Genomic DNA, 13,355 nt, shown 5'->3' with positions numbered 1-13,355 from the left:
CTCTCCGTCAATATCGCTTAAGCATTCCTGGGTATATATAATTGCCCGGTTGCTATTTAACCTAGCTAAAAGCTGTAATGGTTTCAATATAAAACTATCATTACGTGTCACTTTGAGACTTTTCTATATTTTAAATATTTAACTATTTGATTTTAATTTGTTTTATTTGAATTAACCTTATTTTGTGAGATATTTGTTATTTAATTTAAGCGGTTTTGTTGATGCAATGTGGCACGATGGACAGTAATGTTATCCTGAATAAGATATTTCATGGCGAGCCTATCAATTGTTCTATACCCAATAGATCTGTAACTTGAAATATGATGTCTATAGCTATTTTTATTGTTAAGGCGAAAATAACTTTGACTACGGCTCGACAGCTAATAAAACGATTAAAAACCGGTTCGTAACGCACAACATTTTTGTGGGATTACCCATGAGATATGTTGCAATTTTTAAGGCAAGACGGAGGGCACTCTTTATGTGATAGACTATGTTGTGTGCATAGTCTATGCCCAGATACAATATCTTTGTAGTAGTGCATAAATTAACTAATGTTTTGAAAAAATAAAGATAGAAACCGCATATCCATTCTGGATTATGACTTTACCATCTGTGATGGCACAATGAATAGATAATTAAAAAATAAAATATGTCCTATGACTAGCATGCTCATTATTTTAATGAGTTGATGTCATCTAGTGTATATTTAGGGTAAATATCGCCTTGTATACCATCTATTTCGCATTCTTCTAAAAAATAATATTCTGAATGATGTTGTACGCCTTCAATAATGACACCAGAACAGTATTTTTTTATGCTTTCTATCAGGACTGACAATATATAGCTTTTTTCATGTTTTATTATTTGCTGGTAAAAATTCTTATCTAATTTAATATAATCAAATATAGACTGAGTGACGGCATAAAGATTTGCGTTTCCACTGCCAAAATCACCCAGCCAAAGTGGGTAGCATTCATGTAGTTTTGTAAGCAATGGATTATGTTTACCATCATTAAGATTTGGAAAGTTTTCACTTATTTCCAGGCGTATGAATGGTAGTTTATCCAGTAAATTTTTTGTGGGCAGATCCTGGAGTAGAAATGCCACTGTTGAGAAGTCGACATCGATAGATAATAGTATGTTGTTATCTATAAAATATGATTTCTTCTCTGCAATGCACTCTAACTTATCGACAAATAGTGCTTGTTTTTCAACACTATTCATTTGCTGAATATATTTTTCTGTATTCTGACTATTATCAAATCGAGCAAGCAGTTCCATAGCGAACAGCTCGTTCTGGCGGCTATAAATCGGCTCCATGACATAGCGCTTTTTATTATTTAAGGCTGAATTGATAATCACCATGGCTTCCTGCTTGGATATGTTTTGAGCATTATTGATCAATCTATAAAAACGATCAATAACTATGTATTGATTGATTAGTGTGATTAGTTGACCGATCAATTTTTATGGTTTGATAGGTTATAGCGTTGAGAAGTAGTGAAAAGTAGCCGGATTGATGGCTGGGGTAGATATGTGAATGATCTTAGTATAACTACGGTTTATTGGCAGATTATTAATAGATGTCGTTGATATCGAGCACTAAAGGATCATGATGTGGCCTTTGGTTTTCTCCAGTCTGGGGATTTCAACCATTTTCATGCTGAGTCATCGTCTGAAACTAAGCTTCATTATATTTAATGCCTGCCTGTTCAGACGGACCGTGAGACGTGCCCATCTCCATCTCATCAGGCCTGCTATTTTTAATAGTAGGCACTCACTATAACGGGTGTATTGAGGTTACAGAGTGATGAGTTTTTTCATGTCTTCAATGATTGCTTCAACCAGTAAACTTTTCGCACTTTGGGGTGGAAAGATGGCCAGATAGGCCACATCTATTTTAGGTTCAAACGGTTTGATCAGAATATTGGACTCGTTGGTGTGAGCGGTTATGGAATCGACAATGCCGATTCCCAGACAGGATGAGGCCATAGCGCAACAGTGTCGCAGTGACGTCTCTATGGGACAATGAAGGACTCGATCTTCCGCCGAGATAAGTTTGGCCAACTGTCCGCGTAATACCGTTTTACGCCCGGGTAGGATGGCGCGGTGTCGTGTCAAATCATCCAGGGTGATTTGGTCTGCGTGGGCAAGTTCGTGTTGTGGTGAAATCACTGCCACTGCTTGAGTGACACCCAGTAATTCTGCCCGTAATCCTTTTATAGCCCGTGTACCATTGATAAAACCGACGTCATATTGACTACTCATCACCATATCGGTGATGGACACGGTACTTTCTACATCCATAAATAGTGAGATGTCGGGATGTTGCTGCAACAAGGTAGGGAAAATGTATCGGGTACATAGGTTAGACAATGCCGACACGGCACCGATACGCAGCACGCCGCCTTTGGCGTGACGAATATCATCCGCGATGTGAGCGATATGGTCTATGCCCATATAGAGCCTTTCTATTTCACGAAAAAGTTTGAGTGCTTCTTCCCGGGGCTCCAGTCCTCGCCCATGTCGATCGAATAACTTCAGATTAACCGAATATTCAAAATCTTTAATCAAACGGCTCACTGCTGGCTGCGTAATATTCATGATATTGGCCGCTTGCGTAATACCGCCAGTAAGGATCACTTTATGAAATGCTTCGACTTGTCGTAGGTTGATACGTTGCATAAGATGTTACCAATCATAACGTTTATTTATGAGTACGATACAAAATACAATTTTTAATTATTTTTACCAGCTCTTACACTCGAAAAAGTGAGCAGGTACAGTTTGTCATGAGTCACACAACGCGATTATGACGAAAATAACAAGGATGCAGAATGAAAGGAACAACGCTATTTGCCAGCCTGATGGCTCTGGCACCGCTGCTGCCTCTGCCAATGGTTCAAGCTGCGGATTTGACTATCGGACTGGCTTCGTCCACCACCTCTATGGACCCGCTGTTTTACGTAGGGGGCGCCAATAGTGCGATGGCCCGTAATATTTTTGACGGGTTGGTTAATCAGAATGAAAGACAACAAATTACGCCAGCATTGGCGGTGTCATGGAAAAAAATTGATGATACCACCTGGCGGTTTACGCTGCGGCCTAACGTCAAATTTCACGATGGCAGCACACTGACAGCTAAAGATGTCATTGCCAGTTTCAAACGGGTGTCGTTGGCGGCTAAAAATAGCCCTAGCGCCTATACGCCGTATGTGGCGGATATTGCTGACGCCAAAGCTATCGATCCGCTGACCGTAGAAATAAAGACCAAAACACCTACGGCACTATTACTGAACAATTTAAGCCGCATCGCGATTATGCCCGCGCGTTTTGTCGATGTACCGACCGACGTCCTGAACAGCGGTAAAGATGTCATTGGGACCGGTCCGTTCAAGTTTGTCTCCTACACCCCTGATGACAAGGTGGTTTTGCAGCGTAACGACCAATATTGGGGGGGCAAAGCCGAGTGGAAGAAAGTCACTCTACGTGTGTTTAAAAACAGTAGCGCACGCGTTGCGGCACTGCTGTCTGGCGACGTTGACATGATTGAACAGGTTCCTACCGCTGACAGAAGCAACATTATCAGGCAACAGAACCTGACCACTGTTTCGATACCGGGCAACCGCATCATGTACCTGCATCCGGATCAGGACCGCGATGTATCACCGTTTGCCAAAGGTGATGATGGCAAAAACCCGCTGAAGAAGCTGCTGGTTCGTCAGGCGATGTCGTTAGCCATTAATCGTAATGCGATTGTGCAACGTATTCTGGATGGTCAGGGACTGGTTTCATCTCAGTTGGTGCCACCCGGTTATCCAGGGTATTCAAAAGATATTCCGGCTCCGGTTTATAACCCGACGTTGGCGAAGAAGAAACTGGCGGAAGCTGGGTATCCGCATGGATTTACGCTGACGTTCCATGCTTCCAATGACCGTTACCCCAATGATGCCAAAATCGCTCAGGCGCTGGGGCAGATGTTTACTCAGGTTGGGATTAAAACCAGCGTTGTGACCATGCCGGGCAGTATCTATTTCGCCAAAGCGTCCAAACGGGAATTCAGTCTGGTGATGGGCGGCGCGGCGATTGAAACCGGCGAAGCCTCCGGGGTGCTCGGCCCGCTGTTGGAAACCTTTGGACCGAATGCCGGGCAGGGTAACCGTGGGCGTTATTCCAATCCCGAATTTGACAAACTGCTGAATCAGGCGCGCGCTACGCTCGACGATACTAAGCGCGACAAACTGCTACAGCAGGCAACCGATTTGGCCATGAAAGAGCAGGGGGTTATCCCTTTACTGTTTCTGTCCAATACCTGGGCAATGAAGAAAGGATATAGCTATTCCGGCCGCACAGACGGCTATACATTGCCCTATTTTGTGCATAAAAAAGAAAATATGTAGTGTGTGATTTTTTGCGTTAACACCAGGGTTTTATCTAATAAGAGTAAGAAAATGAAGGAATTTAGCGGCGTTTATCCTTATCTGGTTTCGCCGGTGAATGCCAATGGCAGCGTTGACAAGGCCGTGCTGATTGATCTGGTAGAGCACCTGATTGCCAGCGGTGTGCACGGTCTTGTTCCGCTGGGCAGCACGGGAGAGTTTGCTTATCTGAACACCAGGCAGCGTTTTGATGTAGTCAGTACCGTAGTGAATGCTGCGCGGGGGCGAGTACCGGTTATTGCCGGTGTCGCCGCTACCGCGGTTCAGGAGGCGGTGGAGCAAACGCAAACGTATGTCCGGCTTGGCGTTGATGGCATCCTGGCGATTCTGGAAGCCTATTTCCCGGTTACTGATGCCGGGATTGAAGGTTATTTCCGCGCTATCGCACAGGCGGCACAGCAAAAACCGGTGGTGTTGTACACCAATCCACAATTTCAGCGTGCCGACTTAAGTCTGCCGGTGATCGAGCGCCTCAGTCATGTTGACAATATCAACTACATTAAGGATGCCTCGACCAACACTGGACGGTTATTATCGATCATAGAACGAACGCAGGGGCGGATGCGGGTTTTTGCCGCGTCGGCACATATTCCAGCCTGCGTCATGTTAATTGGCGGGGTAGGGTGGATGGCGGGACCGGCGTGTATCGTACCCAAACAGAGCCTGGCGCTGTACGACGCTGCCAAACGTGGTGACTGGCAGCAGGCGATGGATCTACAGCGTCCGCTGTGGTGCGTTAATGAAATTTTTGCCAAATACACTATTGCCGCCTGTATCAAAGCGGCGCTGGAACTACAGGGTTTTGCCGTTGGTGATCCGATACCGCCACAGCAGCCGTTGAATGATCAGGCCAGACAAGAAATCGCCGCTGTATTGCATACAGTTGGTGCTTTATGAGTCAAATCCCTATCATTATTGATTGCGATCCCGGTATTGATGATGCCATCGCGCTGCTCAGCGCTTTTGTCGCCCCTCAGCTCGACATTCTCGGTATCACAGTAGTCAATGGCAATCAGCCGGTAATTCACACCGCGCGCAATGCATTACAGATTGTTGAACTCGGTCAGCGTGAAGACATACCGGTGTTCGCCGGTTGCTGGCAACCCATACTACGTGCACCGATTCACGGGCAGTTTCATGGTGAAAGCGGATTGGGTGATTGCCCGTTTCCCACCCCGCGACGGCAGGTAAAAACACAGCATGCGGTCGGTTTCTTGATTGACAGCTGTCGTGCTGCCGTTATCTCGGGAGAACGGATCACGCTTTGTGCGTTAGGGCCGTTAACCAACATTGCCTCTGCGCTCCGTATCGCACCAGATATTGTGTCGGGAATTGAGCGTATCGTGTTGATGGGCGGTGCCTACCGTGAAGCAGGCAATCGTACTATGACATCCGAATTCAATATGTTTGCCGATCCGCATGCGGCACATATTGTTTTTTCGCAGACACTCCCGATTACCGTATTACCGCTGGATGCTACCCATCAGGTGATATTAACGCCGGAACGGGTGACGCAACTGATCTCGCAGGCCGGGCGAATCAGTGCGCCGTTGGGCAACTTGATGGCTTTCTGGGATCGTAATGATGTCCGCCGTTATGGTTCGCGTGGCGGGCCGCTCCACGATCCGCTGGTGATTGCCTGGGTGCTGCGCCCTGATCTATTTCGGACTGAACGGGCCCGGGTGTTTATTGAGCATCAGAGTGAGCTATGCATGGGGCAAACCATTGCCGATCTGTACAATAAATCGGGTCAGACTGCCAATGTGGACATTGTTATCGGTGTGGATACAGAACAGGTATTTCAGTTGTTTTGTCAGTTATTTTCTGTGTATGGGATCGGCCTATGACACGTCGCATTATTATTGATACCGATCCAGGCGTGGATGACGCGATTGCACTATGGTTGGCACTGGCGTCTCCACAGTTGGACGTGTTGGGTATTACGGTGGTGGCTGGTAATGTGCCGCTCCATGATGCGGTGACCAATGCGACGAAAATTGTGAGCCTTTCAGGCCGTCAGGGCGTAGCGATTTATGCCGGTAGCCACGGGCCGCTGATCGGTCCGCAACGGTATGGCAAATATGCGGCGATCGGTGCGTTCAGTGACGATCTGGTGCCTGACGCATCTTATGCGGTGCAGTCAGAGCATGCCGTTGATTTTATCGTGCGCACTGCACGTCAGGCGGCGGCGGATAATGATCCGATTACATTTTGTGCCATCGGGCCAATGACCAATCTGGCGCTGGCGTTGATTCAGCATCCGGATGTAGCGAAAGGCATTGGCCAAATTGTTACCATGAGTTGTGCGTTTACTGCACTAGGGCACCGTGTTCCGTGGGCTGAATTCAATGTTTATGCTGATCCTCATGCCGCGCAGCGGGTGTTTTCCAGCGGTATACCGCTGGTCGTGATGCCGCTTGATATGACATTTCAAGCGCTGATCACCCAGAAAGAGATCACTACTTTGCAGCAAACCGCCGGGCAACCGGGGCAAGCGATTGCAAACTTGCTGGCTGCTTTTGACCGCAGTGATATTGGTCGCTTGGGGCGCGAGGGTGGGCCGATTCATGACGCCACGGTGATTGCCTGGTTACTGCAACCGACGCTGTTTGCCGGCAGGTCGGCGACCATCGGCGTGGCCGTTACCGGAGAAACTGCCGGTTATACCTGGGCGGATTTTTATGGCAAGTTACCGACTGCTCCTAATGCAACGGTGATGCAATCCGTCGATGAGGCGAAATTTATGGCACTATTGACGAGGGTACTAAGCCACTACGGCTATCATCAGGGATAACACAAGGGCCGCTATCGCATGACCGCTTTCTTACTTAACCGTCTGGCACAAACGCTGATAACGTTGGTTGTGATGTCGGTGCTGGTATTTGGCGGGATCTATCTGGTCGGTAATCCTATCGATTTATTACTGGGCAGCAATGCGACGCCAGCGGAGCGCGATGCGGTTATTCACGCCTTCGGGTTGGATAAATCGTTATGGCAACAGTACGCGCTGTTTGTGGTCAATGCACTGCATGGCAATCTGGGTAATTCCTATATTTTTAATCAGCCGGCGCTGCATCTTATTTTGCAGCGCATGCCTGCGACACTGGAACTGGCGTTGGTTGCTTTTCTGATGGCGTTGGTGGTGGGAATTCCTCTGGGGGTATTTGCCGGGATGCGGCCAGACAGTCTGGCGGCTAAATCGGTGATGACGTTTTCTATTCTTGGTTTCAGCCTGCCTACTTTCTGGATCGGTATGATGATGGTCATGTTGTTCAGCGTTAAGCTGGGAATATTGCCGTCTTCTGGCCGGGGGGCGACGGTAGAGGTATTTGGCATACCGACAAGTCTGTTGACCATTGATGGCTGGCGGCACCTGATTCTGCCAGCACTCAATCTGGCGTTGTTCAAAATTTCGCTGATTATCCGTCTGACTCGCGCTGGTGTGCTGGAGTGTCTGCAACAAGACTATGTGCGTTTTGCTCGCGCCAAAGGGCTGTCTGAGACGCGCATCCTATTTGTCCACGTGTTGAAAAATACGCTGATTCCGCTTATTACGGTGATTGGTCTTGAACTGGGGTCGCTGATTGCTTTCGCTGTGGTGACAGAAACCATCTATGCGTGGCCGGGCATGGGTAAGCTGATTATTGACTCCATCGCGGTGCTTGACCGACCGGTGATTCTGGCTTACCTGATGATGACCGTGGTCATGTTCAGCCTGATTAATTTACTGGTTGATGTGCTGTATGCGGTGGTCGATCCGCGTATCCGGCTGGGAGGGCGCTAAACGTGCCAGACCATTCAATCCACTCTACTACCCAGCATGTTGTGGAGACACGGTCGGCCTTTATCCGCACACTGCATGCGCTGATCAGTAACCGCCTATCGTTAATGGGGGTGGTATTACTCTCGGTCATCGTTCTTCTGGCCGTGTTGGCACCTTATATCTCACCACAGAATCCTTACGACCTTGCCCAGTTGGAGATCATGGACAATCGTCTGCCTCCCGGCTCACAGAGTCCGGCGGGGCTGATCTATTGGTTGGGTACCGACGATCAGGGACGAGATCTGCTGAGTGCCATTCTTTACGGCACGCGGACCAGTCTGATTGTCGGCGTGAGCAGCGCGGTTGTTGCCCTGCTGATTGGGATGACGGTTGGAATGTTCAGCGCCTGGCATGGCGGAAAAACCGATGCGTTAATGATGCGGATCGTGGATATCCAGTTGAGTTTCCCGCCGATTCTGATTGCCCTGATTCTACTGGCCGTTTTTGGGCAAGGGGTGGATAAAATCATTCTGGCGCTGGTGATTACCCAATGGGCGTATTACGCGCGCACCATTCGCGGTTCCGCGCTGATTGAAAGTAGACGCAGTTATGTTGATGCCGCCCGCGGGATGGCGTTGTCGGATCGCCGTATTCTGTTTCATCACATGCTGCCTAACTGCCTGCCACCGCTGATCGTGGTGGCTACCATGCGGATTGCCTATGCCATTATGCTGGAAGCCACACTGTCGTTTCTGGGCATTGGTCTGCCGATCACCGAGCCTTCATTAGGGTTACTGATTGCCAACGGTTTCGACTATTTAATGTCGGGCGATTATTGGATTAGTCTGTTCCCCGGAATCATGCTGCTGTTGCTGATTGTCTCCATCAACCTGATTGGTGATGCCCTGCGCGACATATTAAATACAAGAAATGAGGAGTAGGGCGTGAGCCAGCCGGTGCTTAGCGTTAAACAACTCAATACGGCATTTCGCGTCAACGGCGAATGGATGAATGTGGTGCGCGATCTGTCGTTTGATATCGCATCAGGTGAGACTGTGGCGCTGGTGGGAGAATCCGGCTCTGGTAAAAGCGTGACCGCCATGTCAATCATGCGGCTGCTGGCCGGTCCACAAGTCAGCGTCAGTGGTAGCATCCAGTTTGACGGACAGGCGTTATTGTCCCTGTCTGCATCCGCCATGCAGCGAATTCGCGGTAACCATATTGGGATGGTCTTTCAGGAGCCGATGACCAGCCTTAATCCGGTGTTGAAGATTGGTACACAGATTACCGAAGTGTTGAGACGCCATCGTGGCATGGACCGAGCCAGCGCGCAGGCGGAAGCGGTTCGGCTGCTGGAGAAGGTGCGAATTCCGGCGGCGAAGTCGCGGCTTAACGAGTATCCGCTCAGTTTTTCCGGCGGGATGCGCCAGCGAGTGGTGATTGCTATCGCGTTGGCGTGCCAGCCTAAACTGCTGATTGTCGATGAACCGACGACCGCACTGGATGTGACGATTCAGGCGCAGATTCTGTCACTGATTAAAACCCTACAGGAAGATTCCGGCATGTCGATTCTGTTCATCACCCATGACATGAGTGTGGTGGCGGAAGTGGCAGATAGAACCATGGTGATGTATCGGGGCGAAGGGGTGGAGATGGCTGACACCCGGCAACTGTTCCGGCAACCGCAACATACATACAGCAAGATACTGTTTTCCGCTGTGCCACGGCTGGGCGCCATGGCCGGTACGCGCTTACCGCAGCGCTTTGCGCTGGTTGATCCCGATCAGCCCGCGATACCAGATTGGCAAAATATTGCTGAAGATCAGATCACCGATACCGTACAACATGGTGAGCCGATATTAGCAGTAAAGGATTTGGTGACGCGATTTGAGGTGAGATCGGGTTGGTTGAAACGCGTTACCGGACGCGTACACGCCGTTGAAAAGGTCTCTTTTCAACTGTTTCCAGGAGAAACGTTGTCGCTGGTAGGCGAGTCTGGTTGTGGTAAATCAACTACCGGGCGTTCTATTTTGCGTTTAACATCGCCGTGTGGCGGCACGGTGTCTATTAACGGAAAAGATATGCTGGCGGCAGATAGCAGCGAACTGGCACGATTGCGCATGCAGGTGCAAATGATATTTCAGGATCCTTATGAAAGCCTGAATCCGCGTCTGCGTATTGGCGAGGCAATAGCCGAACCGATGATCACTCATGGCATCATCAAACCCGAACAAGCAAAGAGAAGTGTGGCCGACTTATTGAAAAAAGTCGGACTGCGCGCTGATATGAGTGAACGTTTCCCTCATCAGTTTTCCGGGGGACAGCGCCAGCGAATTTGTATCGCCCGTGCATTGGCGTTGAACCCGAAAGTGATCATTGCCGATGAGTCGGTTTCTGCATTGGATATGACGGTGAAAGCGCAAATCATTAATTTGATGCTCGATCTTCAACAACAGTTGGGGTTGGCTTATCTGTTTATTTCTCATGATATGGCGGTTGTCGAACGTATCAGCCACCGGGTCGCGGTGATGTATCAGGGGGAAATCGTCGAGATCGGTTCACGGCAGGCAATTTTTGATAATCCGCAACATCCCTATACTCGCCGTTTGTTGGCCGCCGTGCCGGTTCCCGATCCTGAAAAACGGGTTAAACGTTCGCTATTCGAAGAAGAGCTGACCAGCCCACTGCGACCGGTGGATTATTGTCCGCCCGAGCGACGTTATCATCAGTATGAAGATGGGCACTGGGTACAGGAGTCGTAAGCCGGTTGTGTTAATCATCCCGATAAAAGGATGATTGGTATTGAGTGGCCGCGCCGTGATTTCCTATTACCTCAGAGGGTGCGTTATTTCAGACTATTCATTTCCCGTAGACATACCATCATCTTTATCCCTATGTATTGTTGAACGCTTCTGACCCGCTTTTGGTGCCGGTATGGTGGCTGATGGACAATCTCCATGCGGTGGCGTCAGCGCTTTTGGTTTAAAAAAGAATGGATATCAGTCCGCTGGATTATGCTATTGGTAACAAGAACATGTAGCAGAGGATGTGGAACACATATTTTATTTTTTGCGGTGGATAATATGTCAACGTGATTTGAATGGAAGTATTGCGTACAGTGGGGGAGCTGGATGTTGCCTGTATCACTCATATCACGTTGTTACCGTACATTAATTAAGTACTCACATTGAGGCAAATATGGATAATTTTCAAAAAGAGATTGAGGAGAGAACCAATCTCACCTCATCTAATAAGTTTGAATTGTTATTGTTCCAGGTGGGGTCGGCCTCACCTGAAGAACCGTCTGAGTTGTTCGGTATCAATGTGTTTAAGCTCCGGGAAATTGTTCCAATGCCATCGTTGACCAAGGCTGCTGGTATGAAATCGCCGCTGCTTGGCATGGTTGATATTCGTGGGCAAGTTATCCCGGTTATTGATCTCCCTGCCGTCGTCGGGTGTGTGCCACGTACCGGGCTCAATATCATTCTGGTGACGGAATATGCGCGTAGTACCCAGGCGTTTGCGGTGGAATCCGTTGACGATATTGTTCGTCTTGACTGGAGCCAGGTGCTTGCCGCCGAGCCGGGTGTCAACAGCAGTTATATCACGAGTATCGCTCGCCTTGACCAGGATAAGGAGAGTAACCGTCTGGCGTTGGTGCTGGATGTTGAGCAGATTCTGCATGACATCATACCCACTGCTCGCGAGATGCAGATCGAGAGCGTGGAAGCGAAGACGTTTCACCTAAAGCCAGGGGCGGTCGCCATTGTGGCTGAAGATTCTAAAGTTGCTCGCGTGATGCTTGAACAGGGTCTAAACATCATGTCGATTCCCTTCATCATGCATGTCACCGGACTGGAAGCCTGGAATAAAATAAAGTTGATGGCCCAAGAGGCGCAAGCCGAAGGTAAGCCGATTTCGGATAAAATCGCGTTTGTGCTGACCGATTTGGAAATGCCTGAGATGGATGGTTTCACTCTGACACGGAATATTAAACGTGATGATTTTCTAAAGAAAATCCCAGTCATTATCCACTCTTCGTTGTCTGGCAGTGCCAATGAAGAGCATGTTCGCAATGTAGGCGCTAATGCGTATGTGGCAAAATTCGAAGTGAACGAGCTGGCAACGGCGATCCACAACGTGCTTGATGAAGTGAACCCCGGTTAATTTCATATTTGTCCGTACATCGTACTGTTGGTAAACGATGTATGGACCTTGATGCAACCTCTATTCTTTCCCCCCGCACCTCTCTGACCGTAAGCGACTTTTTTGATACACTGTCCCGATACTTAATCAAAAAAGCCATTGCGCATGAATTCACGCCAGCAGCACATCATTCAATTGGTTAACGAGCGCGGTAACGTCAGTGTCAGTGAGCTGGCGCAGATCACTGGCGTATCAGAAGTGACGATCCGTCAGGATTTGACTATCCTGGAACGGGAGCGCTACCTCAAACGTGTTCATGGTGCCGCCGTCGCCATTGACAGTGATGACGTGAGTGCCCGCATGTGCACACGTTATCGGTTAAAACAATCCCTTGCTGACTATGCCGCTTCAATTATCAACGATGGAGAGTCGGTATTTATTGAAGGTGGCAGTACTAATGCCTTACTGGCGCGCTGTCTGGCCGAGAGTCGACGTGTGACGATTGTAACGGTCAGCTATTACATCGCCCATCTTCTCAAAGACACCGATTGTTCAGTGATTATTCTTGGCGGGTTGTATCAGAAAAGCAGCGAATCCGTGGTCGGTCCGTTAACCCGTTCTTGTATCCATCAGGTGCATTTCCATAAGGCATTCATTGGTATTGATGGTTATCACGACGATACCGGGTTTACCAGCCGTAATATGATGCGCAGCGATGTGGTGAGCGCAGTGCTGGCAAAGGGCGTCGAGAATATCGCGTTGACGGATTCCTCAAAGTTTGGGCTTATTCACCCTTATCCCCTGTCCCTCGAACATCACTTTTCCAGAGTCATCACCGACAGCGGACTCTCGCCTGATTACCAGCGGCATCTGAAAGAGCAGAATATCCAGCTGGACATTGTGCCAGAACCTTTGCCGCAGAATATGTGAGTTCTCCTGCTGTCAGGTAGCCACTCGCCAGTGGCTACCCTCTCATTTTCTCCCGACCGGCAAGTAGCTTAATC

The 13,355-nt window shown here is 48.8% G+C and carries 11 protein-coding genes; 9 read left to right on the top strand and 2 right to left on the bottom strand.

Going from position 1 to position 13,355, the window contains the following annotated elements:
- Nucleotides 1-675: 675 nt before the first annotated feature.
- Both CWC46_RS17625 and CWC46_RS17620 read right to left on the bottom strand, forming a co-directional pair.
- A complete protein-coding gene (locus CWC46_RS17625) occupies nt 676-1,368 on the bottom strand; it encodes an EAL domain-containing protein (RefSeq protein WP_021015231.1) in 693 nt (230 codons plus the stop codon).
- A 435-nt stretch (nt 1,369-1,803) separates the two neighbouring features.
- Nucleotides 1,804-2,688 (bottom strand): LysR family transcriptional regulator, encoded by an 885-nt coding sequence (locus CWC46_RS17620; protein ID WP_021015232.1) that lies wholly within the window; start codon nt 2,686-2,688, stop codon nt 1,804-1,806.
- Between the two features lie 152 nt (nt 2,689-2,840).
- Between CWC46_RS17620 and CWC46_RS17615 the strand changes: the two genes are divergently transcribed.
- From CWC46_RS17615 to CWC46_RS17575, 9 genes are all read left to right on the top strand, one after another.
- Nucleotides 2,841-4,403, top strand: a complete 1,563-nt coding sequence (locus tag CWC46_RS17615) for an ABC transporter substrate-binding protein (protein ID WP_021015233.1) — start codon at nt 2,841-2,843, stop codon at nt 4,401-4,403.
- A gap of 51 nt (nt 4,404-4,454) precedes the next feature.
- Complete coding sequence (locus CWC46_RS17610; RefSeq protein WP_021015234.1) at nt 4,455-5,339, top strand: dihydrodipicolinate synthase family protein; 885 nt, start codon at nt 4,455-4,457, stop codon at nt 5,337-5,339.
- Entirely contained in the window at nt 5,336-6,289 is a 954-nt protein-coding gene (locus CWC46_RS17605) for a nucleoside hydrolase (protein WP_021015235.1), read from the top strand. Before CWC46_RS17610 ends, CWC46_RS17605 begins: the two co-directional genes overlap by 4 nt.
- Nucleotides 6,286-7,236, top strand: coding sequence for a nucleoside hydrolase (locus tag CWC46_RS17600; RefSeq protein WP_021015236.1), 951 nt, complete (start codon nt 6,286-6,288; stop codon nt 7,234-7,236). The genes CWC46_RS17605 and CWC46_RS17600 overlap by 4 nt, the downstream gene beginning before the upstream one ends.
- Before the next feature lie 18 nt (nt 7,237-7,254).
- Nucleotides 7,255-8,226: an ABC transporter permease gene (locus tag CWC46_RS17595; RefSeq protein ID WP_021015237.1), complete on the top strand. Its 972-nt coding sequence runs from the start codon at nt 7,255-7,257 to the stop codon at nt 8,224-8,226.
- Between the two features lie 62 nt (nt 8,227-8,288).
- A complete protein-coding gene (locus CWC46_RS17590) occupies nt 8,289-9,146 on the top strand; it encodes an ABC transporter permease (protein ID WP_416354409.1) in 858 nt (285 codons plus the stop codon).
- 3 nt (nt 9,147-9,149) lie between these two features.
- Entirely contained in the window at nt 9,150-10,967 is a 1,818-nt protein-coding gene (locus CWC46_RS17585; protein ID WP_021015239.1) for an ABC transporter ATP-binding protein, read from the top strand.
- A 436-nt stretch (nt 10,968-11,403) separates the two neighbouring features.
- A complete protein-coding gene (locus CWC46_RS17580) occupies nt 11,404-12,372 on the top strand; it encodes a chemotaxis protein (RefSeq protein ID WP_021015240.1) in 969 nt (322 codons plus the stop codon).
- Nucleotides 12,373-12,516: 144 nt separating this feature from the next.
- Entirely contained in the window at nt 12,517-13,281 is a 765-nt protein-coding gene (locus CWC46_RS17575) for a DeoR/GlpR family DNA-binding transcription regulator (RefSeq protein WP_021015241.1), read from the top strand.
- The last annotated feature ends 74 nt before the right edge of the window (nt 13,282-13,355 follow it).

The organism is Prodigiosinella confusarubida (assembly GCF_002847015.1).
GTDB classification, from domain to species: Bacteria; Pseudomonadota; Gammaproteobacteria; order Enterobacterales; family Enterobacteriaceae; genus Prodigiosinella; species Prodigiosinella aquatilis.
Note: the sequence above shows the minus strand (reverse complement) of the source record. Positions and strands in the feature narration are given on the sequence as shown.